General features: G+C 40.1%; 24 protein-coding genes and 2 pseudogenes. 4 read left to right on the top strand and 22 right to left on the bottom strand.

The window, feature by feature from the left end:
• Window positions 1-2 precede the first annotated feature (2 nt).
• The 4 genes from LM917_RS04345 to LM917_RS04335 form a co-directional block, all read right to left on the bottom strand.
• Window positions 3-497, bottom strand: a complete 495-nt coding sequence (locus LM917_RS04345; protein WP_232696261.1) for a cation:proton antiporter regulatory subunit — start codon at window positions 495-497, stop codon at window positions 3-5.
• A gap of 50 nt (window positions 498-547) precedes the next feature.
• Entirely contained in the window at window positions 548-1,102 is a 555-nt protein-coding gene (locus LM917_RS04340) for a tyrosine-type recombinase/integrase (protein ID WP_232696260.1), read from the bottom strand.
• Window positions 1,103-1,240: 138 nt separating this feature from the next.
• A complete protein-coding gene (locus LM917_RS24720; protein ID WP_373688760.1) occupies window positions 1,241-1,432 on the bottom strand; it encodes an ATP-binding domain-containing protein in 192 nt (63 codons plus the stop codon).
• A gap of 667 nt (window positions 1,433-2,099) precedes the next feature.
• Window positions 2,100-2,534, bottom strand: a complete 435-nt coding sequence (locus tag LM917_RS04335; RefSeq protein ID WP_232696259.1) for a peptidylprolyl isomerase — start codon at window positions 2,532-2,534, stop codon at window positions 2,100-2,102.
• Between the two features lie 338 nt (window positions 2,535-2,872).
• Here LM917_RS04335 and arcA point away from each other — a divergent pair, with 338 nt between their 5' ends.
• The 3 genes and pseudogenes from arcA (at window position 2,873) to arcD (ending at window position 5,824) form a co-directional block, all read left to right on the top strand.
• On the top strand, window positions 2,873-4,105 hold the full coding sequence (arcA, locus tag LM917_RS04330; RefSeq protein ID WP_232696553.1) for an arginine deiminase: 1,233 nt from the start codon (window positions 2,873-2,875) through the stop codon (window positions 4,103-4,105).
• Between the two features lie 92 nt (window positions 4,106-4,197).
• Window positions 4,198-4,320: pseudogene (locus tag LM917_RS04325) on the top strand (ornithine carbamoyltransferase); the annotation flags it as partial.
• An 82-nt stretch (window positions 4,321-4,402) separates the two neighbouring features.
• Entirely contained in the window at window positions 4,403-5,824 is a 1,422-nt protein-coding gene (arcD, locus tag LM917_RS04320; protein WP_232696258.1) for an arginine-ornithine antiporter, read from the top strand.
• 150 nt (window positions 5,825-5,974) lie between these two features.
• Here arcD and LM917_RS04315 read toward each other — a convergent pair whose 3' ends face one another.
• From LM917_RS04315 to LM917_RS04245, 15 genes are all read right to left on the bottom strand, one after another.
• Entirely contained in the window at window positions 5,975-7,198 is a 1,224-nt protein-coding gene (locus LM917_RS04315) for a multidrug effflux MFS transporter (RefSeq protein ID WP_232696257.1), read from the bottom strand.
• A 134-nt stretch (window positions 7,199-7,332) separates the two neighbouring features.
• Window positions 7,333-8,652: a diaminopimelate decarboxylase gene (gene lysA, locus LM917_RS04310; protein ID WP_232696256.1), complete on the bottom strand. Its 1,320-nt coding sequence runs from the start codon at window positions 8,650-8,652 to the stop codon at window positions 7,333-7,335.
• Window positions 8,653-8,841: 189 nt separating this feature from the next.
• Window positions 8,842-10,314 carry a spore germination protein gene (locus LM917_RS04305; RefSeq protein WP_232696255.1) on the bottom strand — a complete coding sequence of 491 codons (1,473 nt, stop codon included), beginning with the start codon at window positions 10,312-10,314 and terminating at the stop codon, window positions 8,842-8,844.
• Complete coding sequence (gene spoVAEA, locus LM917_RS04300; RefSeq protein WP_232696552.1) at window positions 10,304-10,873, bottom strand: stage V sporulation protein SpoVABEA; 570 nt, start codon at window positions 10,871-10,873, stop codon at window positions 10,304-10,306. The genes LM917_RS04305 and spoVAEA overlap by 11 nt, the downstream gene beginning before the upstream one ends.
• A gap of 27 nt (window positions 10,874-10,900) precedes the next feature.
• Entirely contained in the window at window positions 10,901-11,251 is a 351-nt protein-coding gene (spoVAE, locus tag LM917_RS04295; RefSeq protein WP_232696254.1) for a stage V sporulation protein AE, read from the bottom strand.
• On the bottom strand, window positions 11,251-12,270 hold the full coding sequence (gene spoVAD / locus LM917_RS04290; RefSeq protein ID WP_232696253.1) for a stage V sporulation protein AD: 1,020 nt from the start codon (window positions 12,268-12,270) through the stop codon (window positions 11,251-11,253). The genes spoVAE and spoVAD overlap by 1 nt, the downstream gene beginning before the upstream one ends.
• 32 nt (window positions 12,271-12,302) lie before the next feature.
• Window positions 12,303-12,782 carry a stage V sporulation protein AC gene (gene spoVAC / locus LM917_RS04285; RefSeq protein WP_232696252.1) on the bottom strand — a complete coding sequence of 160 codons (480 nt, stop codon included), beginning with the start codon at window positions 12,780-12,782 and terminating at the stop codon, window positions 12,303-12,305.
• A 117-nt stretch (window positions 12,783-12,899) separates the two neighbouring features.
• The gene (locus tag LM917_RS04280) at window positions 12,900-13,325 is read right to left on the bottom strand and encodes a stage V sporulation protein AB (protein ID WP_232696251.1); all 426 of its coding nucleotides are present in this window, start codon (window positions 13,323-13,325) and stop codon (window positions 12,900-12,902) included.
• A complete protein-coding gene (locus LM917_RS04275; RefSeq protein ID WP_232696250.1) occupies window positions 13,322-13,936 on the bottom strand; it encodes a stage V sporulation protein AA in 615 nt (204 codons plus the stop codon). Before LM917_RS04275 ends, LM917_RS04280 begins: the two co-directional genes overlap by 4 nt.
• A gap of 91 nt (window positions 13,937-14,027) precedes the next feature.
• Window positions 14,028-14,783, bottom strand: a complete 756-nt coding sequence (sigF, locus tag LM917_RS04270) for an RNA polymerase sporulation sigma factor SigF (RefSeq protein ID WP_232696249.1) — start codon at window positions 14,781-14,783, stop codon at window positions 14,028-14,030.
• A gap of 10 nt (window positions 14,784-14,793) precedes the next feature.
• On the bottom strand, window positions 14,794-15,240 hold the full coding sequence (gene spoIIAB / locus LM917_RS04265; protein WP_232696248.1) for an anti-sigma F factor: 447 nt from the start codon (window positions 15,238-15,240) through the stop codon (window positions 14,794-14,796).
• Window positions 15,241-15,591 (bottom strand): anti-sigma F factor antagonist, encoded by a 351-nt coding sequence (spoIIAA, locus tag LM917_RS04260; protein WP_232696247.1) that lies wholly within the window; start codon window positions 15,589-15,591, stop codon window positions 15,241-15,243.
• 137 nt (window positions 15,592-15,728) lie between these two features.
• A complete protein-coding gene (locus LM917_RS04255) occupies window positions 15,729-16,898 on the bottom strand; it encodes a D-alanyl-D-alanine carboxypeptidase family protein (protein WP_373688754.1) in 1,170 nt (389 codons plus the stop codon).
• A 231-nt stretch (window positions 16,899-17,129) separates the two neighbouring features.
• Complete coding sequence (locus tag LM917_RS04250) at window positions 17,130-19,199, bottom strand: methyl-accepting chemotaxis protein (RefSeq protein ID WP_232696246.1); 2,070 nt, start codon at window positions 19,197-19,199, stop codon at window positions 17,130-17,132.
• A 214-nt stretch (window positions 19,200-19,413) separates the two neighbouring features.
• Entirely contained in the window at window positions 19,414-21,111 is a 1,698-nt protein-coding gene (locus LM917_RS04245; protein ID WP_232696245.1) for a YcdB/YcdC domain-containing protein, read from the bottom strand.
• 151 nt (window positions 21,112-21,262) lie between these two features.
• Between LM917_RS04245 and LM917_RS04240 the strand changes: the two are divergent.
• Window positions 21,263-22,357, top strand: a pseudogene (locus LM917_RS04240) (ammonium transporter); the annotation flags it as partial.
• A gap of 182 nt (window positions 22,358-22,539) precedes the next feature.
• On the opposite strand, the gene LM917_RS04235 reads toward LM917_RS04240, so the two are convergent.
• Genes LM917_RS04235 through LM917_RS04225 form a run of 3 tightly spaced genes read right to left on the bottom strand, consistent with a single transcriptional unit; the run spans window position 22,540 to window position 25,455 of the window.
• Window positions 22,540-23,517 (bottom strand): ABC transporter ATP-binding protein, encoded by a 978-nt coding sequence (locus LM917_RS04235; protein ID WP_232696244.1) that lies wholly within the window; start codon window positions 23,515-23,517, stop codon window positions 22,540-22,542.
• 16 nt (window positions 23,518-23,533) lie between these two features.
• Window positions 23,534-24,529, bottom strand: a complete 996-nt coding sequence (locus LM917_RS04230) for an ABC transporter ATP-binding protein (protein WP_232696243.1) — start codon at window positions 24,527-24,529, stop codon at window positions 23,534-23,536.
• A gap of 11 nt (window positions 24,530-24,540) precedes the next feature.
• The gene (locus tag LM917_RS04225; RefSeq protein WP_232696242.1) at window positions 24,541-25,455 is read right to left on the bottom strand and encodes an ABC transporter permease; all 915 of its coding nucleotides are present in this window, start codon (window positions 25,453-25,455) and stop codon (window positions 24,541-24,543) included.
• Window positions 25,456-25,457: the final 2 nt, after the last annotated feature.

The following is a 25,457-nucleotide window of genomic DNA, read 5'->3' as shown; positions in this document are numbered from 1 at the left end:
CCTCACTTCCTACTAGATAATAAATCTTGAATAAGCACTTTTAATTGGTTCCTTTCCCCTGAGATAACTAATGTGTCTCCTACTTCAATAACTGTATCTGGTCCTGGGTTGTTAGCTTTTTTCGTATTTTTTTTCTTTATCGCAATAACGGTAACCCCAAAGTTATTTCGTATATCAATCTCACCAATCGTTTTATTTACAACAGGTGCATTTGGTTCTACCTGATACCATTCAATAATTAAGTCATCAAAAGCAATTTCCACAGTTTCTAACGCTTTTGGTTTATATGCCATTCCGCCTAATATTCCTGCAATTTGTCTAGATTCCATATCGTTTAAAGTAACATTGCAGATAACTTCATCATGATCATCTGAATCAAAATGATATATTTCTCTTCTTCCATCATCATGAATTACAATAACCATCTTATCTTGATTTTTAGTAATAATTTCAAACTTATACCCAATTCCAGGAAGCTCACTTTCTCTAATATTCATTTCGAATTTTCCTCCTTTAATTTTACAAACATTGGATTGAGGTGTTACTTTTAAAGATTCACATCAATTTCCTTTCTAATTTTTTCATCTTTTGAAATTCCAAGATATTTAAGAGTTTCTGAGGGAGTTGAATGATTAAAATGTTTTTGAAGCAGAGAAATGGCTACTCCCCGTTTATAAGCATAGAATCCAAAAGTTTTGCGCATAGAATTTGTACCAATTTTCCCCCGTATACCAACTACTTCTGCCGCATGATGAATGACTCGGTAAGCTTGTTGACGTGTGATTGGTTTTTGAGTTTTAGTGGACTGGAATAAATAGTCATCACTGTTCAAATAATTTGCTTGGATATAATGTAGTAAAGCCTTTTTTACTTTGTGATTGAGATATACTTCCTTAGTCATTCTAGGAGACATAATGAAATCGCTTATAGCTCCTTCTTTTTCCAAAACATCCCCTACTCTAATATCCAATATTTCCGTGATCTTTAAACCTGTATTTATCCCAAAAACAAAGAGTACATAATCTCTTTCAGAATATTTTTTTAAATATCTTTTCATGGAATTGATTTGTTTTATGTCTCTTAGAGCTTCTACATATTCCATATGAATTATCTCCTCAACCCTATGTTACTTAATATCATTATAAGGTATTATTATGTATCGTACAAATTAATCCTTTCCGATTATGATTTGTCGTCAAAGAGAGGATTAGTAAACAGGATAAATATCTACTTAAACACCTCAGTTCAGGTCACATTCATCAGTATTTATTGCATGTGTCAGTGCTCTATACTCAGCAATCACTACACAATACTTAATTGTCCTGGTCATTGCAGTGTATACCCATTGTCTATTCAATAACTTATAAGCACAATAATCCAACACTACAAGTACATTCTTCCATCCACTCCCCTGGGATCTGTGACCAGTAATAGCATAAGCAAGCTCAATTTTACCAAGCTCATCTTGAAGGATGAAAAATCTCTTGTAGACGATTGGGCCTTACCAGACAAAGCACATGTTTCATAGGTATAATCATACAATACTTTCAAAATGCCTTTGAGTATAGCTGACTTACCTGTACCTGCTTTTACGCTTATGACAACTACATTACTCTCCACTGCATGATATATTGCATTGCTTTGCTCCTCCGTGAAAGTAAAGCCTTGCTCATTCTCTGCCTCTACTATTTTTCCCTCAATATTATCAATTTTAAAATTTCCTTTTGTCTCTAATAGTCTAACTAGAATTTCTGAGATTCACTTTTCATACCAGTAATTCTTATGCAGAGCAATAAGATCTTCTGTTACGTAAAACTCATAATCGATCGATCTTTTTAAAACCTACCCCTTTCACTTCTGTAAGTAGCAATAGTTTTCTTCTATCTTCTGCATGAGGATTTCAGGGTTCCCATAGTATTCAATTAGTTTTGTTGCTATTTTATAGTGATACCTAATGGAGTGAGCTTCACCTTCTGGGTATTTGCTGGAAGGGATTTTTTTCGTTCTGGTAGGACTTAAAACAATTCATTTAACAGAAATGCTATCGATTACAACATAAAAAAAAGAGCAGGCACAATCACCTGCTCTTCCTGCACTTATTATTCTTCAAAAACCTTTACTTCTTGCATTTTATCGCCTTGCTTGATTTTATCCACGTGTTCCATACCTTCTACTACTTTACCGAACACAGTATGAACGCCATCTAAATGTGGGAAGTTATCATAGCAAATGAAGAACTGGCTTCCGCCTGTATCTTTACCTGCATGTGCCATGGATAGTGCACCACGCTCATGTTTGTGAGGATTTCCTTTTGTTTCACATTTAATTGTGTAGCCAGGACCACCAGTTCCTGTTCCATAAGGACAACCCCCTTGTGCTACGAAACCAGCGATGACACGGTGAAAGGATAATCCGTTGTAATAACCTTCATTTGCTAGTTTTTCAAAGTTAGCAACCGTACCAGGTGCCTCTTTTTCAAAGAAATCAACTACAACCACATTTCCATTTTCCATTGTAATTTGTGCTTTTTTCATCGTATGTACCTCCGTAATCACACAATCTACTCGGGATTGTGTGGTTTATTTATCATGTTTATCTATTAGGTTACCTGTTGTAATTGTCTTACATGAAAGTAACCTCCTTTATATTATCTTTTTCGTTTTTTAATAGCAAGCAATCTCTACGATTTGAACGTATACAGCAATCTACAGAATAGTTTCTCTATGAAGTATCGTTCACGTTCGTCCATCTTCACTCTGCGGATATTTTTGAAGCAAGCAACCCATACTACTTACCACATAATAATTTTTTTATGTATTGGAGGATTAAAATGGTTCAAAACATCTTAGAAGAAGCACGTACAGCTACAACCATGAGGCACCCTCTTCAGATAACTTCAGAAATCGGTGAACTCAAAACTGTTTTAATTCGTCGACCTGGCAAAGAAGTAGAGAATTTAACTCCTAAATATCTTCATCGGATGTTATTCGATGATATTCCTTTTCTACCAGCGATCCAAAAAGAGCATGATTATTTTGCAACGACCCTTCGCAACCGGGGTGTAGAGGTGCTTTATCTAGAGAAGTTAATGACCGAGACTCTTCACGACGAGCAAATTCGAAATGACTTTATTGAGCAACTATTACTAGAAAGTAAAGCCGAAGAATCCGGAGCTCATCTCGTATTAAAGGAGTATTTACTCTCCTTCCCTACTGAACAACTGATTGATAAAGTGATGGCTGGCGTTATGAAAAGAGAAGTACAAGTAAGCAAACGAACTCATCTATTCGAAATGATGGAAGACTATTATCCGTTTTATCTTGATCCTATGCCCAATCTCTACTTTACTCGCGATCCTGCTGCGGTCATTGGAGATGGCATTACGATTAATCGATTGAACGAGCCTGCACGTCGCAGGGAGTCTCTCTTTATGAAATATATTATTACCTACCATCCCCGTTTTGCTAAACATGATATTCCGATATGGTCGGATCGAGACTATAAGTTTTCTATTGAAGGTGGAGACGAACTGGTACTTAGTAATGAAGTCGTGGCCATTGGAGTGAGTGCTCGTACAACCGCTCAAGCAATCGAGCGTTTGGCTCGCAATTTGTTTACCAAGCAATCTTCCTTTAAAAAAGTGCTAGCTGTTGAAATCCCGAAAACACGGGCGTTCATGCACCTTGATACTGTATTTACGATGGTTGATTATGATAAGTTCACCATTCATCCTGGTATCCAAGGTCCGGGTGGAAAAATGAACATCTATATCCTTGAACGTGGCGAGACAGAGAATGATCTTAAGATATCTCATCGCCAGGACATTGCTGTGGCTCTCAAAGAAGTGCTGAATCTTTCAGAAATTCTACTCATTCCATGTGGCGGCGGTGACATTATTGCAGCGCCGCGTGAACAGTGGAATGACGGATCTAACACACTTGCCATCGCACCTGCTGTGGTTGTGACATATGATCGCAACTATGTTTCCAATGAGCTATTGCGTAGTCATGGGATTGAAGTGATTGAAGTTCCTAGCTCAGAACTAGCTCGTGGGCGAGGTGGTCCACGTTGTATGAGTATGCCTATTCTTCGCGAAGATCTCTAAACATGTGAACAAAAGTTTCTCACCATATAGATAGGATTGATATGGCCGTTTCATTCACTGCCGAATCGGGCGGTAAAGGTCGCGACATTCATGAGAAGTTCGGGCTAGATGCTATGGAGATAAAAGACGAAGTGTTCCAAAGCAAACATTCCAAGGTTTTTGATGTGGCGGAAAATCGGATGCATACGATCAAGGCTGTAATGGCTGCTACCTTGGAAATTTACCTTAATTATAACAAAATGGGGATCTCTCCCCCTGTTGCATTCATCTATTTTTTTCTTACAGAGGTGAATAGTATTGGCTCATGATAAGAAGATCGGGCTGTTTGCCTTAATTGCTCTTGTTGTTGGATCGATGATTGGCGGTGGAGCATTTAACTTACCTAGTGATATGGCAGAAAATGCGAATGCTGGAGCTATATTAATTGGCTGGACAATTACAGGAATCGGTATGATTTCTCTAGGATTAGCCTTCCAGAACATCACGAATCGAAAACCTGAACTAGACGGAGGAATATATAGTTTTGCTAAAGCAGGATTTGGAAAATATATGGGTTTTAACTCTGCATGGGGATATTGGATCGCAGCCCTTCTTGGGAATGTGGCCTACGCTACGCTGTTATTTAGTTCGATTGGATACTTCTTTCCCGTATTTGGAGCTGGGCAGAACATAGCTTCGATCATTGGTTCTTCCATCTTGTTATGGATGGTTCATTTTTTATTATTACGCGGGGTTTCCAATGCCACCATTATTAACAACATCGTGACAGTAGCCAAACTAATCCCCATTTTTGCCTTTTTAATTATCGCTATCTTTGCCTTTCATTACGATAAGTTTACATTCGATTTTTGGGGAGCTACATCATTGACTTCTACCATAGGGGAACAAATTAAAAGTACCATGCTCGTTACACTATGGGTTTTTACCGGAGTGGAAGGGGCTGTTGTACTATCTGGTCGCGCCAAAAATAAACAAGATGTCGGTCGTGCAACGGTTATCGGTTTAATCGGCATTTTGTTCATCTACCTTCTCCTAACTGTACTCTCTCTAGGTGTTGTGACTTCAGATGAACTTCGTTCGATGCCAAGTCCATCCCTAGCCTTTATCCTTGAATCTATCGTAGGAAAATGGGGTGCAATTTTTATCAATATTGGATTAATCATTTCTGTACTAGGAGCTTGGCTTGGCTGGACTTTACTTGCCTCAGAGATTCCATACATCGCTGGTAAAGACGGGACTTTCCCCAATTGGTTTGGAAAAGAGAATAGCAATCATGCTCCTATTAACTCCCTCTGGATTACGAATATTTTGATTCAACTTTTCTTATTTACCTTTTTGTTCACGGATCAAGCATATACGTTTGCCTACTCACTAGCATCTTCAGCTATTTTGTTACCCTATCTCTTTTCGGCACTGTACCAATGTAAGATTTCTTATACAGGTGAAGCCTACCAACCAACTGAATCTCGAACGAAAGATCTAGTCGTCGGCTTTTTGGCAAGCATCTATTCCTTTTGGCTTGTGTATGCTGCTGGAGTCAGTTATTTGTTACTGACCACTCTCTTGTTCGCACCCGGTGCTCTTGTTTTCATGTATGCACAAAAAGAAAACAAAAAGAAAAAAATGTTTTCCACAATGGAAGCAATCTTTGCCTTGGTTTTTGTATTCTTTGCTGTCTTTTCACTCTATCAGCTATTTACCGGTAAAATTAATATTTAAAAAACATGACTCCAACAAACCCCCAGACATATGGTACGAGCGCATAAACAATTGGTTGATCTCATACAACCTAATGAGATTCCAACACCGTAATGCAATAAAAAAAGGGAGCACATCGTAATCTGTTGTACATGTGCTCCCTTTTTCGATTTACTCTCGAACCAATTTACCAATCATGAGAAAATAGGTTGTTAATGCACCAAGCTCAGCAATGGTAATCACAAGCGCCATCGGAACTGCTGTATATTCTCCACCAATCCCTACCAAAGGAGCCACAAGACCTCCTAACATAAACGTCATGAGCCCCATTAAAGCGGAAGCAGTCCCAGCAGATTTCTCCTGATTTTTCATCGCAAGTGGAAATGAGGCTGTACCTACTATTCCTACACACGACACTAAAATAAATAAGGGAATCAATACTCCATAGATACCTGCGTCTACTAAAACGGATAATAACAATGAAACCCCTGCTAAAGCAGCGAGTACAAGACCAAATACTAGAAGCCTTGTTTCCCCAATTCGCCCTGCTAATCTCCCAGTAAGCTGACTAGCCATAATAATCCCTACACCATTAATGGCAAAGCATAGTCCAAACATTTGTGGTGAAAAATGAAAAATATTTTGTAAGACAAATGGAGAACCGGCAATATAAGCGAACATCGCTGCTCCTACTAATCCCTGCGACAGGGCATAACCCATAAACATACGATCTCCAATTATTTTCTTAAAGGTGGTCATTGTTTGTTTCAGTCCGCCTGGCGAACGACGTTCAACCGGAAGCGTTTCACCCAGACCAAAAATGACAAATAGTAAAGTGAGAACGCCTAGTAGGCTCAAAGAGAAAAATACACCTCGCCATGATGTGATCTCTAATAGCTGTCCCCCTGCTATAGGTGCAATGATTGGTGCTGCGCCATTTACCAGCATTAATAAAGAAAAAAACTTGGTTAATTCTGTTCCAGAATATAGATCCCTTACTACGGCTCTCGAAATGACTATGCCTACAGCTCCAGCCGCACCTTGAACAAACCGCAAAATAATAAATGTCCAAATAGAGGGAGCTACCATGCAAAGTAAAGAGGATACGATATACAATAGTAGTCCGATCAATAATGGGAATCTGCGACCTCTGACATCACTAATGGGTCCGGCAAAAAGCTGCCCTAATGCTAATCCTGCCATACATGCAGTTAAACTAAGCTGTGCATATGATGCTGTTGTATGTAAATCATTTGCCAGTAAGGGAAGCGCCGGCAAGTACATATCCAATGAAAAAGGCCCAAAAGCAGATAACGTACCTAATATTAAAGCAAGCCAAAGGCGTTTTTTTTGACTTGTGCCCGCATTGGCCTGTAATTCTGTTGCTTGTCTCATATTACATTTCCTTCCACCGTAAAATCATCATTGTACTAAACTTAAAAAGAGGACATATACTCCGCTGAGAGTATCCTGTCCTCCATTATAAACTCCAGTCTTTCTCACGTTTTTTGATTCAAATAGTTCTCAGTTTATGGCATGGAGACTTTGGAATAAACACGATCATTTCGAATGAGATCAGCCAACGTTTCTCGTTCCACTACCACTTCTGCTTCGCCTTCTTTAACAAATACGACTGCTGGACGAGCGATACGATTATAATTATTTGCCATCGCATATCCGTATGCACCCGTACTGGATACAGCCAATAAATCACCTGGTTTTTGCTTGGCAAGCTGAACGTCCCAAATCAGCATATCTCCTGACTCACAGCACTTACCCGCAATAGATACCAGCTCTTCTTTTTCGGCATTCATTCGATTTGCCACGCAAGCCTCGTATTTTGCCTGATAAAGCGCTGGTCGTAAATTATCTGTCATCCCACCGTCAATCGCTACATATTTACGTACTCCCGGGATTTCTTTTGTAGCACCAATCGTATACAGTGTCGTTCCCGCATCACCTATGATACTACGTCCAGGCTCAATCCATAGCTCAGGCATGGTTAGATTACGCTTGGTAATTTCCTCACGTACACTTATGGTTATTGCCTGTATATAATCCTTAGGTGCAAGTGGTGTATCACCCTCAACATAACGAATGCCAAAGCCACCGCCAACATTTAGAACCTCGCACTCATAGTGCAAAGCATCTTTTACTTCTTCCAGGAAAGCAGAAAGTCGATTGATTGCTAATAAAAATCCGTCTGTTTCAAAAATTTGGGAACCGATATGAGAGTGAATTCCAAGCAAATGTAACGCAGGAAGTTCAATCGTTTTACGAACTGCATCAAGTGCTTGACCACTTATGATATCAAAGCCAAACTTGGAGTCCTGTTGTCCTGTGGAAATATACTCATGGGTATGTGCTTCTACACCTGGAGTTAATCGTAATAGAACATTAGCTTTTGTTCCACGTTCAAGTGCAAAATCATTTAGTAGCTCCAGCTCGTAAAAATTATCTGCCACAAAGCAGCCAATTTGAGCATCTAAGGCCATAACAATTTCTTCAGTGGTCTTGTTATTTCCATGAAAATGTATCCGTTCTACAGGGAACCCCGCCATCAATGCTGTATATAATTCTCCCGACGAAACCACATCTAACGATAACCCTTCTTCTTCTACCAGTTTGCACATTGCCATGGTACAAAATGCTTTACTAGCATAGGCGACTTGAAAAGAGAAACCACTCTCCTTAAAAGCCTCAACAAAAGAACGACACTTTGCTCTAATTAACGCTTCATCATATACATATAATGGCGTTTGAAATTGCTTGGCAAGTTGAACGGTGTCACAACCGCCGATTTCTAAATGGCCTTGTTCATTTATGCGACTAGTGCCGTGTAAAAACATAATACTACTCCCCCACCCTGATGGAATCACTCTTTTTCACCACAACGCTGAAACATTCTGATAATTTCTCACAAAAGACGAGGAGGGCGAAGCATGCTTCTCCTCGTCTACACATAGTCTCGTTCGCTGATTTTTTAAGGTTTACTATACCACAGCACTTCGTTAAATCCAAGAGAGATTCGACTATTTTTACATCCTTTTTGGATTCTGTATTCGTACGATTTTGGGACGTTTTGTATTCTGGGTAACCGATTGACGTAAAATGATCTGTTTGAGGCCTTCATAATTGAATGGAAAAAGCGGCCACAAATAAGGAGTATCTAGTGATCTGGTCAATGCGAGAAGAATTAGTACCGCTAAACCTCCAAGCATGAACCCAGGTAAGCCAAATAATCCTACTAAAACAATAAAAACGATCCTCACCAACCGATTAGCCAAGCTCAACTCATAACTTGGGGTGGTATATGTTCCGATCGCTGAAATTGAAATATATAAGATAACCTCAGGTGAAAACAAACCTACTTTAATTGCGATTTCTCCAATTAAAATTGCTGCGATTAAACCCATTGACACAGCGACTGCCCTCGGGGTATGAATTGATGCCATCCTCATGAGATCAATTCCTAATTCAGCCATTAGAAATTGCATGGTAAGAGGTACTTTTCCAGTATCTTTCGTCCCGATAAAATCCATAAATGGCGGAATGTACTCCGGATGGGTTACAAGCAATAACCACATCGGTGCAATTAACAAAGAAGCCATAATTCCGAAGTAGCGCACCCAACGTAAATAAGCTCCAATTATAGGGGTTTGTCTGTATTCCTCTGCATGCTGGACATGGTGAAAATATGTGCTTGGGGTAATGATTACGGATGGAGATGTATCTACATAAATCAGCACATGACCTTCAAAAAGATGAACAGCAGCCACATCTGGTCTCTCCGTATAACGAACAAGAGGAAAGGGGTGCCAGTTCCATTTTTTCATCAAAAACTCTTCTACCATTTTTTCCGTCATCGGTATACCATCAATCTGAATGTCTTGTAGATTATTTCGCAGAACCTCTATAAGCTCCGGATTTGCTATATCATGAATGTAAGCAATCACTACATCCGTCTTAGAGCGTTCCCCTATTTGCATGATTTCAAATCGTAACCGTTCATCTCTTATACGTCTCCGCGTTAGCGAAGTATTATTAATCAAAGCCTCTGTAAAACCATCGTGCGCTCCACGTACGACTCCCTCTGTTTCCGGTTCATCGGGACTTCTGGTCAGATATATTTTCGCGTCCATCATTAGTGCAGTGTCTTCTCCATCAATGATTAATCCTACCTGACCAACAAGGATTTTATCGATGAATTCATTACACGTCTTTATTTTGCTGATTTGATAAAAGGGGATAAATTTTTGATAAAATCGCTCCAGGTTATGTTCACCTGCATTGCGATCTTTAATATTGTTTAAATCTTGAAGTATCAAGGTGAGAACACTGTTATCAGCAAATCCATTGATATAGTACAAGGCGACTTTTATCCGGCTTACTCGAAACTCGTGAATCCCTATGTCAAACGTCTTGCCAATACCCAATTTTTCTTTCAGGTATTCGTTGTTCTCATTGATATCAATTGATATGGGGCGTTTGTCCTTCGCTCTATTTGCCATCGATTATCTCACTCCTTTCCAAGATCCATTCCACTGCTTTACGTGTAATTGGACATCCTCGCCTTACGTGATCTCGTCCATCCATTTTCCCAATGTCACCTATTCCAATAATATTAGGGATATTACATGACGCAAGGATATCGACTGTGTCCCCGTATATACGATGTTGCAGTTCCTGGTGATCAGTCCCAGCCTTGTCCACTGCCTCGTTAACAATAACCCCTTCTTTGTTGACGGAGTATTCAACCTGTGTTCCTCTTACCCATCTCGTATTTGAAGCAACTGCAATAGCTCCAATGACCTGAATGTCAGGATGCTTGGCAACGTAACGAATAGCTTTTTCTCCCTTCCCTAATCCATAATTGCCATTATCATCAAACATCACGAGGACAGGATCATAAGGAGTTTGTTTAATCAAAGTCACCATCTGCTCGCCAGTCAACGGTGTGGGATTCCCAGCTGATAGGGAAATACATCTGCCCCCTACTAATCTGGCCACTTCTTCAACGGCTCTCTGTGCTATGTAATCTCCGTCCGTAATGATGATGACTCTCCTCATATCATTCCCCACCTATTTTCCTCCTTGCTATCCTCTAGGCTTAAAGACAAGGGAAGCAAGAAAGCTAAAAGCGATCGCAGCGGTAATACCTGCCGCAGGAACTGTAAACATCCCTGTTGTTACACCCATCACTCCCGTATTGCTTAATTCCTGCAGAGCTCCATGATACAAGGAGTGACCAAAGCTGATGATGGGAACGGTAGCTCCAGCTCCAGCAAATTTGATAAACCCATCGTATACACCTAAGAAATCAAGAACAACGCCGGTTACTACCAGCGTAACCATTACATGGGCTGGAGTAAGCTTACCTACATCCAGCATGATTTGCCCTACTACACAGATGATTCCACCTACAATAAAGGCGATTACATACTCCATCAGTTATTTCCTCCTTCAATCGATACCGCATGTGCGATACAAGGAATAGAGTTACCTTGTTGATAGCTAACCGGACTAAGCAAGGCCCCTGTAGCACATACCAGAGCTTTTTGTATTTTTCCTTTTTTTAATTGATCCATAATGTACGTATAGGTGACAGAGGCACTAGAAGCACAGCCGCTTGCCCCAGCAAAAACCTGCTGATCCTTCGAATAAATCATTAATCCACAATCGTTGTACACTTTGTCCACTGGATATCCTTCTTTTGCCATCATATCTTTAGCTATTGCGGACCCAATCTCACCCAGATCTCCCGTAACAATCAGATCGTAGTCATCCGGCTTCCTGCCCGTATCCATAAAATGGGTTACTAATGTCGCAACGGCAGCTGGAGCCATGGCCGCCCCCATCGCAAACGGGTCAGCTATACCCATATCTGTAATTTTGCCAAATGTCGCATAGGTGAGACGGGGGCCTTTTCCACCAATGCCGACGATAGCCGCACCCGAACCTGTTACGGTCCATTGTGCATGTGGCGGTTTTTGTCCACCGTACTCAGTTGGATAGCGAAATTGGCGCTCGGCAGTTGCATTATGACTGCTGCAAGCAGCAACAGCATAATGCGAATAACCAGCATTCACTAATGCAGCAGCCGTGCCTAAGGTAAGCATGGAAGTAGAACAGGCACCATACATTCCTAGTGTAGGAAATTGTAATTGTTCTGCCGCGAAGCTAACCGTAATATTTTGATTCAATAAATCACCAGCAATTAATTGATCAATGTCACCTTTTTTTAGTCCTGCTTTTTTAATGGCGAGGTGTATTGCATCTTCCATCAATTTTTTCTCTGCTTTTTCCCACGTATCTTGACCTGCATACATGTCGTCATAAGCTTTATCAAAAAGAGGTCCTAATGGGCCTTTTGCCTCTTTAGGTCCAACCACTACTGCCTGGGACTGAATCCGCACGTCTGAAGTAAACTTCCAGGTTTGGCGGCTAACTCGATAGGTAGAGCTCATTTATGTATCACATCCTTTTACAGTAATGTTCATCAGTAGAAAAGATTAAGAACCCCTCTGAGAAGCCCGAAGATAAAGGCTGTTGTAACACCAAACACAATCACTGAACCTGCTAGTTTAAACATATTGCTGGCAACGCCGAGGACATATCCTTCACTACGAGATTCAATTGCCGCGGAAGCCATCGAGTTAGCAAAACCCGATATTGGAACAGCAGTCCCTGCTCCTGCATATTGACCCATTTTGTCAAATACTCCAAAGCCAGTCAGCAATACTGCTATAAAAATGATGGTCACTGCAGTCGGTGATGCCGCTTTCTCAGCAGAGAGATTCAAAATACTCATATATATGGTTTGCAGGATCTGGCCAAATAAACAGATACTACCGCCCACCCAGAAAGCGCGCAGACAGTTCTGTAACAATTTTGGTTTTGGTTCATATTTTTGTGCCTGTTTTTGGTACTCTTCCTTATTTACTTTGAATGTGAATCCTTTTTTTTGCTTAGTAGCCATTTTGAACCTCCTCAAAAGGTAAAAAGAACATAATTAGTTTTGCTGATTAGGGCACATTCTATGAGCGGTTCGATTTGCCAGCAAAGAAGTAACATGTACTTGGAGAAACTACTCCACTTATAAAATCACCCACTGTACCAGAGATCCCATCACCTTACCAAAGACAACAGCAAGCAAGAAAAAACGCATATAATCATGGAGTTGTAAGCGTTTTGTTATAATCGGAAAAACATTTAAGACTTCTGCTAATCCTGCAGCCAACATACCTACAAAAATCCCTTCAAAAATTCCGATCCCGGCACTTACCCCCGCACTTAGCACGGGAGGTAACATCAACTGAACTGACATAAAATCACAAGTAGTAAAAAAAAATGTCCCCGCAATAATTGCCCACTCATAATACCGCATGTATGATTTGGAGCCCGTAATTTGAGTCAAACGAGGGATGATGTCCAGTACACTAATGAACGCTACAAATCCGCTTCCAACAGCAATCCCCCATCCCAGACCTACGATGAAGATGATGATATATGATAGGATCATGTTTTATCCCGATGATTCTCCTCATTTTCGTGTTCGAGATAATATTGATCAAGATTTTGTTGATATAAAAATAATTCAACATCAAGCGGGCTCGGTTCCTCATTAATTTTTTTGCGGAAAACATGATTGAAAAACAAAATCATACCAAGGCCAATTCCTAACGAATAAGGGATCTGTAACATGAGTGGACGATTTGTAGTTGTACCTGTAATCATTTGATAGATCCTTTGTTGTACTTCTGGCATGCTTACGTCCGCATGAAAGTTCATAAGAGCGAGTCCCGATCCAACAAAAAGAATAAGCCATACGAATGCAACCAACAGCATGTGTGCTTGTCTTCTGGGACTTTCCACTTCTACAATGACTTGAGACGCGCCTTGAATTTCAAGAATTACTTCAGGGTATAGCTGACGCATTTTTCGAATGACTTGCATGATGTCAATTATGATGAGATTCCCATCTTCTTTTTTAATCTGATAAAGCGGTATCCTCTTTAGCTTTGCTTCCCTTTCTCCATCCCAATACATCTGACAGATATCACCCAGAAGAATGACGTCCTTCTCCTTAACCACCAGCCGTTTTCGTAATCGAAGAAACAAGGGTTGTTCCATCTCTATTCCTCCCCTCAGGCTCTTGCCATAAGTAAAACAATAGATTTCTGTTTCCTTGCTAGTATTTACAAAAAGAAAAAGACCATTCGAGCTAATGCTCGATCTGGTCCCGAATGGTTTGTAATATTCTCTTTTCCAACCGCGAAACTTGTACTTGAGAAATCCCTAGGCGCTCTGCAACTTCCGACTGTGTTTGGTCTTTGTAATATCGAAGCAAAACGATAAGTTGCTCTCGCTCATTTAATTTACTGATAGCGTCCTTTAATGCAATTTGGTCAAACCATTTATTAAGGCTGTCATCAGCTATCTGGTCCATTAAGGTGATTGGATCACCATCATTCTCAAAAACAGTCTCATGAATGGAAGATGGCGCTCTACTTGCCTCTTGAGCAAATACCACTTCCTCTTTTGACAGACCAAGTGCTTCAGCGACTTCATTAATAGTTGGAGATCGACCATATTTCTTGTATAACTCATCTTTTGTTCTTCTTACCTTGTTTGCTGTTTCCTTTAGCGAACGACTCACTTTAACAGTGCCATCATCTCGTAGAAACCGTTGAATTTCTCCGATTATCATCGGAACAGCATACGTTGAGAACTTAACATCATACTGTAAGTCGAATTTATCCACTGCTTTTAATAACCCAATACATCCAATTTGAAATAGATCATCAGCTTCGTATCCACGATTCATAAAGCGTTGAACAACAGACCATACTAGACGAATATTGCTGTTAACCAGCAAATCTCTTGAATCAATATCACCACTTTGACTTTTCGCAATCAGCTCTTTGACCTGCTCATTCGTAAGAAATGGTTGACCAGCGTTTTTGATATCTGCTCCCATGGCATTACTCCTAGCTTTGCAAGGCTTTAGAATAGGCTAAACTTTTGGTGAGTTGAATGCGTGTACCCTTACCCACTGATGTCATAACCTCAATAGAGTCCATGAAGTTCTCCATAATCGTGAATCCCATTCCAGAACGTTCTAGTTCAGGTTTAGATGTGTAAAGAGGTTGCATCGCTTCCTCAACATCTGTGATTCCTTTTCCTTTATCTTCAATAACCAACTCTATTGTTCCGTCCATAAGCGTGACACTTATCGAAACAACACCCTCTGGATTTTCGTCATAAGCATGAATAATTGCATTGGTTACGCCTTCTGATACAACCGTTTTAATTTCTTCCAGTTCTTCCATCGTTACATCCAGTTGTGAGATAAAAGCTGCAACAGATACTCTGGCAAACGATTCGTTTTGACTTAATGCTGAAAACTGCATGTTCATCTGATTACGTGTACTCATTTACGCCACCCCCAAAACATGTAACGCGTCTTTAAGATCTTGTCTGTGTTTCATTACTTTAAAGAGACCAGACATCTCAAAAATGCGATAGATCGTCGGGTTCATGGAGCAAAGGACAACCTCACCAGATCTGGCAACAATTTGTTTATACCTTCCTAATATGACTCCAATCCCGGAGCTATCCATAAAGGTAAGATCAGCCAGATTAAGGACCACGTGACGAATGGAATCTTGTTTAATAGCTTCGTCCAACTGGGTACGCAATACATCCGCTGTATGATGATCTAGCTCTCCCTGCAAACGGACAATGAGCACCTCATTCACTGTTTCTATTTCTACATGCAAACTCATGGATTAAAACAACTCCTTCTCCCGTAGATATCTCTCTTTTTCTTCACGCGTAAATACAATTCCTCCCAGTCGACAAAAGAACAAAAAAGTCGAGATAATCCTACATCCCTGGACACTCTCGACTTTTTTCTTAGTTGTTAGCGATTCTGGAACAAAATGTTCTTTGTTGTCCGGTTTAGAATATCCCATGTGTTAGCTTTTTCTACTGTTTTATCAGGGAAGAGATCAATTCTGGAAATCTCTTTTCCTTCTTTTTTAATAATAATGTGTCCCACTACTTGTGATTGTTGAAGTGGTGCATCCATTTTGTCTAACAGAACGATTTCCTTATTATACTGATTTGGATTATCGCCTTTTTTGGTTAATAAACTAACTGGTTGGGTCGTGATGATGTTAACCTTTGTTTCTTTTCCTTTATCAACGGAGATTTGCTTAACAACATCTCCTTTTTTCCAGACAGGATGTACTTGATAGTGGTTAAATCCATAGTCAAACATTCCTGTTATTTCTGCGTTCCGTGTCTTGGTATCTGGCTCTCCCAAAACTACTGCGATAACTCGCATGTTATTCCGTTTTGCTGTTGCCGTGATACAAAATTTAGCTTCCTGCGTGTATCCAGTCTTTAAACCATCAACACCCTCATAAAAACGTACGAGCCGATTCGTATTTACTAACCAAAATGGGCTAGCACTTTCTTTGCGGAGATAATCTTGATAAATGCCTGTGTATTTGGTTACCAATTGGTGTTTTAATAATTCACGCGACATGATTGAAATATCCATGGCAGTGGTATAATGATCAGGCGAGGGTAATCCGTTTGTATTTACAAAATGCGTATTTTTCATTCCTAGCTGCTTTGCCCGTTCATTCATTTTTGCAACAAAAGCCTCTTCCGTACCTGATATATGTTCTGCCATAGCCACAGCTGCATCATTTCCAGATGCAATCGCAATACCTTTTAGCATATCTTCCACTGTCATTTCTTCACCAGGTTGCAGAAAGATTTGTGATCCGCCCATAGATGCAGCTCTGTCACTCGTTCTAACCTTATCAGACAGTTTGATTTCATCCCGCTCTACTGCTTCCATTATCAAGAGCATCGTCATTACTTTTGTAATACTGGCAGGCGGTAATTTTTCCATCGAATTCTTCTCAAATAATATCGTGCCTGAATCAGCTTCGATTAAGATAGCTGATTTGGCATTTGGTGCCAAGTCTGGATTGCTTTCAGCAAAAACCACACCTTGCGATAACATAAGCGTGAAACAGGTAAATAAAAGGAGAAATACACGTGCGAATTTTTTCATGGTTTTATTCGTACCCCCATTTCTATACCTATCTTTTCCAGTTAGAAGAAATAATATTCCTATATGAAAACTTCTATCTACACCTTTCGAAGTTGCAGGTTCTTCTGTAGCGGTTGTTTTTTATGCGTATAAGGAAGCGAAATCCAGAAGTTTATACTTACTTAATATAGAAAAAAAACTTGCTCGTACCAACTGGGTACAGAGCAAGTTTCATATTATCTTTCTATTTGATTACACATGAAAACGAGAAACATTTGTGCTTAAATCATCCGCCAATTCCTGCATCCGTTCTACGTTTTGATTAATCCGTGAGATCGAGGTAAGCTGCTGCTCAATTGTCTCAACTGCTTCAATTATGGATTCATCGATTTCACCAGACATACTTGATAAGCGGGTCATGGAACTGGTTACCACTTGGTTCCCTGCGGCCATTTCTTCAGAGATCGCTGTCATCGCTTCACTCTGCTCAGCAGCACGTTCAATTTCTTTCAGAATCTGAGCAAACGTGGTGCCTACACCCTCAACTGAAATCAATCCTTCGCCTGCTTTTTTCACCATCTCATCCATTTTCTCAGTCATTTCTTTCGCTTCCTGATTGATAGAATGAGCAATATTAGCAATTCCTTCAGAAAAGCTATTACTTTCCTCTGCCAATTTACGTACTTCACTAGCCACGACAGAGAACCCTCGTCCAGCTTCGCCTGCTCTTGCAGCTTCAATCGCAGCATTTAATGCCAGTAGATTGGTCTGAGAAGATATCGTCGTAATCATTTTGACGATTTCTGATATTTCTTGAGCTCGTTGACGCAGCATATGCATCTTCTTCGCGTTATCACTAATCTCTTTAGCAATCCCTCTTACTGCTCCGACAACCTCTTGAACTTGCTTCATACCCTCTTGTGTTTGCTCGAATGTTTTTGTCGTAGCCGAAGAGGTTGATTCAGCAGAAATCGCTACTTGTTCTACCCCTTGGGAGATTTCTGAAACAGTTGATGCTGAGCTTTGCACTTCTTTCGTCTGGGAAGAAACACGTTCTGAAATATCTGCAAGACTACCTGATATATTGTGAAGAGAAGAAGAATTCTCTTCGGAATGCTCGCGTAACTCATTGCTTGCCTCATGTAGAACGGTTGCCTGCGTTTGTACTCGAATGATTAAATTGCGTAGTTCATTTACCATCGCATTCAAAGATTCGCCTACTTGAGCAATCTCATCCTTACCTTTTATGGTTACTTCCTGATTAAACTGACCTTGACCAATCAATTCCATCTGTTTCGTTACCGATAGCAGTTGAACTCGAATTCTCTTTGCAAACCACCAAATGCCAACAATTCCGATAATTGTGACTGGTATACTAGCGAAGAAAATAATCCAACCCATGCTGTTTACTTCTGCAAAGATTTCCGTTAAGGATGCTGTTAGTACCAGACTCCATGGAAGATTCTCGAATGGAACTACGACACCAAAAGAATCTGTGTTGTTATCTTTGTATGTCACATGACCAATAGAGCGTTCCTTAACATGCTTCAAAATCTCTTCGTAATTCTTTTGTCCTTCTAAAACTAACACATTATTGTTCACTGCATTTTGATGAGCGACAACCATCCCTTGTTGGTTAAGTGCGTAGGCATAGCCACTCTCCATGAACGAGATACCTGCTACTTTGTCTAACATTTTTTGTAAAGAGATAGAAACGATCATAATTCGGGACGAATCGTGATTACTACTCCCTATCGGTGAAGCAATAATGAGATTGCTTTTTTCCACAGAAGGAACAATTTCTTCATCAGAAATTAGCGGTGCTTTTGTCTCAATTGCTTCTTTATAATACTGTTTATCACTAAAATTTGTTTGATTCATTGCAGTCATTGTATATTTCTCTATACCTGTCGTTCCATCCACTAATTGTATTCGATTAATCTCTGGGAACGTTTGACGCATTAGTCTGAATTCTTCTTTTATTATTGTCTCAAAGTCGGTATTCATTGCAGATTTTGCAGCTGACTTTTTCACTTGATTGTAGATATCATCAATCCACTCGTCCATACCTTCTCGATACTGTTCTGCCAGTTTTTGTGACTGTTGTTCAGTAATATTCATTAGGGTTTGTTTAGATAATGAAACAGCAATTATCTCCAGAGTCCCGAATATTAGTACAATTAAAACGATACCTAGCAGAATAAGTTGAGAGGCAATTGAATTACCGAAACGCAAATTAAACTTTCTTTTTTTCTTTTTCTCTGGAGGGAGTTTTGGTGGAACCTTTTCTTTATTTTTCCCTCTCCAGACCCCCTTTATCATATTACCAACCCCTTCTTCTACTATAATAGTAAGAATGATATGAATAAAAAAACCCTATAAATTATTATCGGAAATATTGGCAGATTTTTTTACCCTTTCTTTATCTTTTAAAAGATTTTTTATCAATAAAAGAGACAGGATTATTATGTCTCTTTTATTGATATTCATACAAATCATTTGGTTAACACCAGTATTAATGTACTAATTTGACTGATCAATTTAAAGTGATCGAGATCCATTTTCCAGTATTAGCATCCAAGTAGCTAGATTCACTGGTTGGAGCTAATCCCCAAAAGATTCGCGGTTCAGGTGCTCGCTGTGTATCGTATTGTTCCCAGTAATACGCTAGTTGTAAGACTTGATTATCTAGTATTCGTTTCTTTGCTTCTTCTTTCGTTATTGCCGGTTTTACAGAAGGAAGCTTTTTTTTATCGATGGAAAGACCATTAAGTTGAGCAGTAGAAATTTGTCCTGTAGCTGCATCAACGTGAATCCTTATCGGCTTTCCTTGAACTGGTATGCCTTGAAAAGTATTCATGAACTCAAACGTATAAGAAGAATAACCTATCTCTTTTATCTTACTTTTATCCACCCAGTCAGGAATTAATTTATCATCTGGGGTACTAACATTACGGAGTAGCAATTCTTTTTCAGAGGATATTTTCTCTAAAAATTGAATCATACTCTGGTAAGCTTCCTCTTCGGTAATAAATGTAGGATTTTCTGTTGATTCTGTCTCACTTCGTTGTGCATTCATGTATACGATACTTCCATTTTCAATTTCAAAAAAGTATGAGCTTCCTTCTATATCAACAAACCAATCCATTGAAGTACCACGCTGCTCAATATCATTTAACTGTTGTGCTGTTAGCTTTTCTCCGAATAATTTCTGAATCGTATTTGCTACATCTTCCTTCGTTTTCAATAGTGGCATAGTACCTTTACCCGCAAATGTAACAAGTTGTGGTTCTTGCTCATCTATAGATATCCCTATTCTCTCACCCGATATTGCATCAATAGTGCCAAAATAAGTAGGCTGATATATCAACTCAGTTCCGATCTTTCTCTTTTCTTCCGAGATTATAGAGTTAAAAGTAGAAAAATCAAAATAGACTAGCTCTACATTCTGAAGATGCCCCCATCTAACACGAGCTTGTTGCTCTGTCATCGCAGACTCAGGATCAGGAAGCTTCGGGACATCTTCCTGATGCAGGGGACTAGCCCATACGGAGACGATTCTGCCTTCATGATTCACCTTAACCGTAGTGAATAAGAGATCATAAGGTATACCATGAATGAGCCTATAAAATCCGACTATTTTAACGTTGCCAAGGGTTCCATCATAAGACCGGCCAAAAATTTGGGGCTTCGTAAAATATTCTGCATCTTTTCCATAGTTCATTTGTATAAAATCAGTTGCCACTTCTATTGCCTTTTCATCGGGTACTGTTTCGTTCGTTTTATTTGGCGCAAACGCATTTTGATGATAGCGATAATTTATTATTTCACCAGTCTTTGCAAACATCTCCAGATTGATGATGGAGGAAGAGCCAGATTGCTGTTTCGTATTTTTACTCGAATATTCAACCGTCCATTTATCGAAATCGAATGGATTGTTTTTATCTGCTGGGACGTATAAAACCGTTCCTCTCGTCCTTTCTAGTAAATCTGGTAGTTTCTCTTCATAGTTCTTTAATTTAGCCTCTAGCCAGCCTGGTAAGTCACTCCCCTCCTCATTGTTATTGTTGATCCTCTGATTTAGATTATCTTTTTGTTTCCCAATAACTGTTTGATCTTTAAATACTTGTTTTTCTCTATTGCTTACCGTGCTTTCCTGACCTTGTTGAAGTAAAGGAATGCTAATGAGACCAACTGCAATGGTAGCTATCGCTCCCCACTTCCATTTGTTCATTACATAACAACTCCCTACATCTTAATCCCACTCGTCCAATACAGTTTACCATCTTTATCTATAAAAATTGATTATAAGCTGAAAGTTATTAATTAAAACATAATAAAATGGAAACGCTTCATTATTTTCATGTAAGAAAACCTAACACAATTTTCAAAATTTATCCGCCATTTCGATTCCCATCGGGATCACATTCCTATTCCAATTAGCCTTTGCTGGTGTTTCACTTGCTGTAGCCTTGGGTGGTTTTGCCGAACGCGCTAAATTCTCTGTTTATGTATGGTTCTCCATTCTGTATACTGCACTCATTTATCCTGTAGTTGGCCATTGGGTATGGGGCGGTGGCTGGTTAGCAGAACTAGGTATGCAAGACTTCGCAGGCTCAACTGTCGTACATTTACAAGGAGCAATCGCTGCATTAATTGCCACCATCCTCTTAAAGCCTCGTAAAGGTAGGTATGTAAATAACGAAACTGTTTCAATACCTGGCCACAATCAAATCTACAGTATTATGGGTGTCTTCGTCCTCTGGATTGGCTGGTTCGGCTTCAATGCAGGCTCCACACTAGGTTCATTAACTGGTTTCTTTGGATATGTAGCATTAACAACTAATCTGGCTGCTGCTGCTGGTGGTATCGGTGCCTTATTCTTAATTTGGATGATTAACCATCATGCTGATTTGACAACAATGATAAACGGGGTGTTGGCGGCTCTTGTAGCGATTACAGCATCATGTGCATTTGTAGAGCCATGGGCAGCGGTAGTGATTGGGGCTTTAGCGGGGGCTACTTCTGTTGGCGTAGCGGCATACATGGAAAGAAAAGGTATTGACGATCCGATTTACGCTATCTCTGTACATGGAGTCCCTGGTATTTCAGGAACGTTATCAACTGGAATTTTTGCTGCTCCACACCTAGTAGCTCAAGTAGGCATCGGGCAAGCTGGTTTACTATATGGTGGTGGTCTTTCTCAATTGGTCGTTCAAGCATTAGGAATTGCGGGTACGATCATTTATGTATCAATCGTTTCCTTTATCTTATTGTACGCTTTGAAAAAAACGATTGGATTGCGTGTCTCACCGCATACAGAGGAGCGTGGCTTAGATACCACGGAGCATGGTCAAAATGCTTATCCTGAAATGGTTACCATTTCCACTGAACCACAAACAATTTCAGGCTCATATTCGAAACAAAATGTAGGCCATAAAAAAACAGGCTACAGAACTGAAGTTGATCCAATCATCTAATCACGTACCCCACGTACCAGAAAATCGATGTGTTTTGAATTGATTGGGAAGATAACATAACAACACCGATTACTTATAACGATGTTCCTTACTGATAATAGTGACCAGATACAGAAATACACATAAAAACAGTCGAGATACAAGGGAAAATCCCTATACGAATCTCGACTGTTTTGTGTTACTTAGTTATATAGATGACAAGCTGCAAAATGTCCTGGCTCAATTTCTTTCCACTGAGGCTCTTTTTGTGCACATTCCGGCATTGCCTTAGGGCAACGTGTGCGGAAATGGCAACCGCTTGGTGGATCAATTGGGCTTGGTACATCCCCTTGCAATACTACTCGTTCACGCTCACGGTTAATTTCTGGGTCCGGAATCGGAATAGCTGATAGAAGTGCCTGTGTGTAAGGATGAAGTGGTTTTTCGTACAAACTCTCACTATCTGCCAACTCAACCATTTTACCCAGATACATTACTGCAACACGGTCAGAAATATATTTTACCATGGATAGGTCATGGGCGATAAACATATAGGTTAGACCCATTTTTTCTTGCAACTGCTCAAGCAAGTTAACAACCTGCGCTTGAACCGATACGTCCAGTGCAGAGATAGGCTCGTCACACACGATAAACTTTGGTTCTACAGCCAAGGCACGGGCAATACCGATACGCTGACGCTGACCACCAGAGAATTCATGAGGGAATCGGTTCATATGCTCAGGGTTTAAGCTAACAAGAGAAAGTAGCTCTTGCACGCGTTCTTTACGCTTACTTCCTGAAGCAAGACCATGGATATCTAGTGCTTCACCAATAATATCTCCAACAGTCATACGTGGGTTAAGAGATGCGTATGGGTCTTGGAAAATCATTTGCATGTTACGGCGCATAGCCTTTAGCTCATTAGCGTTCAGCTTTGCCAAGTCTTTACCTTCAAATAAAACTTGACCACTAGTTGGTTCATACAAGCGGAGAAGGGTTCGACCTGCCGTTGACTTACCACAACCGGATTCACCTACAACTCCGAGTGTTTCTCCACGCTTGATTGTAAATGAAATATCATTTACTGCTTTTAGCTTCTTTTCACCAATGTTAAAGAACTTGGTTAAATTACGAACTTCAATTAGATCATCATTTTTAGCTACAATTTCTTTGCTGGACATCGATGTCCCTCCTCTCTTACGAACCTGTACGAGCTTTTGCCATAGGATGCTGCAACCAGCAAGCTGACTTGTGGCTCGCATTAATTTCTGTTAATTCCGGATCATGTTCCAGACATACTTTCATCGTACAATCGCAACGAGCAGCAAATCCACAACCAGCAGGTGGTTTTAACAGATCTGGTGGTGTTCCGAAAATTGGTGTCAAAGGTTCATCACGATTCAGGTCAAGACGAGGAACGGAATGCAACAATCCTTTTGTATATGGATGTTGTGGGTTGTAAAAGATTTCATCAACTGTACCTTGCTCGATTACTTTACCCGCATACATAACGATAACACGTTCACACATCTCAGCTACTACACCAAGATCATGGGTAATCATAATAATGGATGTACCCATTTTCTTTTGCAGATCTTTCATCAGGTCAAGAATTTGTGCCTGAATGGTAACATCCAATGCAGTTGTTGGCTCATCGGCAATCAACAGTTTTGGTGAACAAGCAAGAGAGATTGCAATCATCGCACGCTGTCTCATACCACCTGAAAACTCATGCGGATATTGATTAACTCGACGGTCAGGTTGTGGAATACCAACGATTTCCAGCAGCTCAATCGCTCTTTGCTTAGCAGCAGATTTAGCCATATTTTGATGCTTAATCAAACCTTCCATGATTTGATTACCAATTGTCATCGTTGGATTAAGAGAAGTCATCGGGTCTTGGAAAATCATCCCCATATCTTTACCACGAATATCTTGCATCTGTTTATTAGACATCGGAATAATATCTTTGCCGTTAAACAGAATTTCTCCCTTTTTATATTGACCAGGAGGGGTTGGAATTAGCTTCATGATCGACTGTGCCGTTACGGATTTACCACAGCCTGACTCCCCTACGATTGCTACTGCTTCCCCTTTATTTACATGAAAGTTAACGCCACGAACAGCTTTAACTTCACCCGCATAGGTATGGAAGGAAACATGCAGATCTTTTACTTCTAATATACGTTCCATCCTAATCCCTCCTATTTGCGTAGGCGTGGGTCAACAGCATCTTGAATACCATCACCTAATAAGTTCAATGCCAAGATTGTCGTACTGATAAATACCGCTGGGAAGATGAGACGCCATGGATAATATCTCATTGCAGGCAAACCTTCCGATGCCATCGTACCCCATGAAGCAACCGGAGCAGATACACCTAGTCCTAAGAAGGACAAGAATGATTCAGCAAAGATTGCACTAGGAACAGTCAAGCTCAATGTAACAATGATCGGGCCAAGAGCATTCGGAATCAAATGCTTGAAGATAATCCGTGCGCTGTCAGCACCTAATGATTTGGCTGCGAGTACAAATTCCTGTTGTTTTAACAACATCATCTGTCCACGCACGATCCGTGCCATACCTATCCAACCTGTTATGGTTAATGCCAGGATAATCGTACCAACACCTGGGCTAAATACAACCAACAGAAGGATAACAACTAGCAAATAAGGAATAGCAAACAAAATATCAGCGATACGCATCATAACTTCGTCTACTTTACCACCATAGTAACCTGCAATACCGCCCCATAGAACACCGATAATCAAATCGACAAAGGCAGCAGCAAAACCTACTTCAAGTGAAATACGAGCACCATACCAAATACGTACAAACATATCACGACCTAAGTCGTCTGTTCCGAATAAATGATCTCCAGATGGAGGTACATTTTTACCAGTTAAATCAGTAGAAAAATAATTGTATTGACTAAACCAAGGAAGCGCAACTGCACCAATAATTAACAATACAAGAAAGATTAGTGAAACCATTGCTACTTTATTCTTTTTCAGACGACGCCAAGCATCTTGCCAGAACGAGAGACTCGGACGCTTGATTTCTTCAGCCTGAAGATTATCCACGGAAACTGGCTCAAAATGTTTTTCTGTTAGTTGCATAC

It is taken from the genome of Brevibacillus daliensis (genome assembly GCF_021245735.1).
Taxonomy (GTDB): domain Bacteria; phylum Bacillota; class Bacilli; order Brevibacillales; family Brevibacillaceae; genus Brevibacillus_B; species Brevibacillus_B daliensis.
The sequence above is the reverse complement of the archived record's forward strand: the minus strand, read 5'-3'. Positions and strand labels throughout refer to the sequence as shown.

Bases quoted from the DNA above. Each gene is read 5' to 3' on its own strand.
- LM917_RS04345 (WP_232696261.1), bottom strand. From the start codon at position 497: ATGAATATTAGAGAAAGTGAGCTTCCTGGAATTGGGTATAAGTTTGAA.
- LM917_RS04340 (WP_232696260.1), bottom strand. From the start codon at position 1,102: ATGGAATATGTAGAAGCTCTAAGAGACATAAAACAAATCAATTCCATG.
- LM917_RS04335 (WP_232696259.1), bottom strand. From the start codon at position 2,534: ATGAAAAAAGCACAAATTACAATGGAAAATGGAAATGTGGTTGTAGTT.
- arcA (WP_232696553.1), top strand. From the start codon at position 2,873: ATGAGGCACCCTCTTCAGATAACTTCAGAAATCGGTGAACTCAAAACT.
- LM917_RS04315 (WP_232696257.1), bottom strand. From the start codon at position 7,198: ATGAGACAAGCAACAGAATTACAGGCCAATGCGGGCACAAGTCAAAAA.
- lysA (WP_232696256.1), bottom strand. From the start codon at position 8,652: ATGTTTTTACACGGCACTAGTCGCATAAATGAACAAGGCCATTTAGAA.
- LM917_RS04305 (WP_232696255.1), bottom strand. From the start codon at position 10,314: ATGGCAAATAGAGCGAAGGACAAACGCCCCATATCAATTGATATCAAT.
- spoVAEA (WP_232696552.1), bottom strand. From the start codon at position 10,873: ATGAGGAGAGTCATCATCATTACGGACGGAGATTACATAGCACAGAGA.
- spoVAE (WP_232696254.1), bottom strand. From the start codon at position 11,251: ATGGAGTATGTAATCGCCTTTATTGTAGGTGGAATCATCTGTGTAGTA.
- spoVAD (WP_232696253.1), bottom strand. From the start codon at position 12,270: ATGAGCTCTACCTATCGAGTTAGCCGCCAAACCTGGAAGTTTACTTCA.
- spoVAC (WP_232696252.1), bottom strand. From the start codon at position 12,782: ATGGCTACTAAGCAAAAAAAAGGATTCACATTCAAAGTAAATAAGGAA.
- LM917_RS04280 (WP_232696251.1), bottom strand. From the start codon at position 13,325: ATGATCCTATCATATATCATCATCTTCATCGTAGGTCTGGGATGGGGG.
- LM917_RS04275 (WP_232696250.1), bottom strand. From the start codon at position 13,936: ATGGAACAACCCTTGTTTCTTCGATTACGAAAACGGCTGGTGGTTAAG.
- sigF (WP_232696249.1), bottom strand. From the start codon at position 14,783: ATGGGAGCAGATATCAAAAACGCTGGTCAACCATTTCTTACGAATGAG.
- spoIIAB (WP_232696248.1), bottom strand. From the start codon at position 15,240: ATGAGTACACGTAATCAGATGAACATGCAGTTTTCAGCATTAAGTCAA.
- spoIIAA (WP_232696247.1), bottom strand. From the start codon at position 15,591: ATGAGTTTGCATGTAGAAATAGAAACAGTGAATGAGGTGCTCATTGTC.
- LM917_RS04255 (WP_373688754.1), bottom strand. From the start codon at position 16,898: ATGAAAAAATTCGCACGTGTATTTCTCCTTTTATTTACCTGTTTCACG.
- LM917_RS04250 (WP_232696246.1), bottom strand. From the start codon at position 19,199: ATGATAAAGGGGGTCTGGAGAGGGAAAAATAAAGAAAAGGTTCCACCA.
- LM917_RS04245 (WP_232696245.1), bottom strand. From the start codon at position 21,111: ATGAACAAATGGAAGTGGGGAGCGATAGCTACCATTGCAGTTGGTCTC.
- LM917_RS04235 (WP_232696244.1), bottom strand. From the start codon at position 23,517: ATGTCCAGCAAAGAAATTGTAGCTAAAAATGATGATCTAATTGAAGTT.
- LM917_RS04230 (WP_232696243.1), bottom strand. From the start codon at position 24,529: ATGGAACGTATATTAGAAGTAAAAGATCTGCATGTTTCCTTCCATACC.
- LM917_RS04225 (WP_232696242.1), bottom strand. From the start codon at position 25,455: ATGCAACTAACAGAAAAACATTTTGAGCCAGTTTCCGTGGATAATCTT.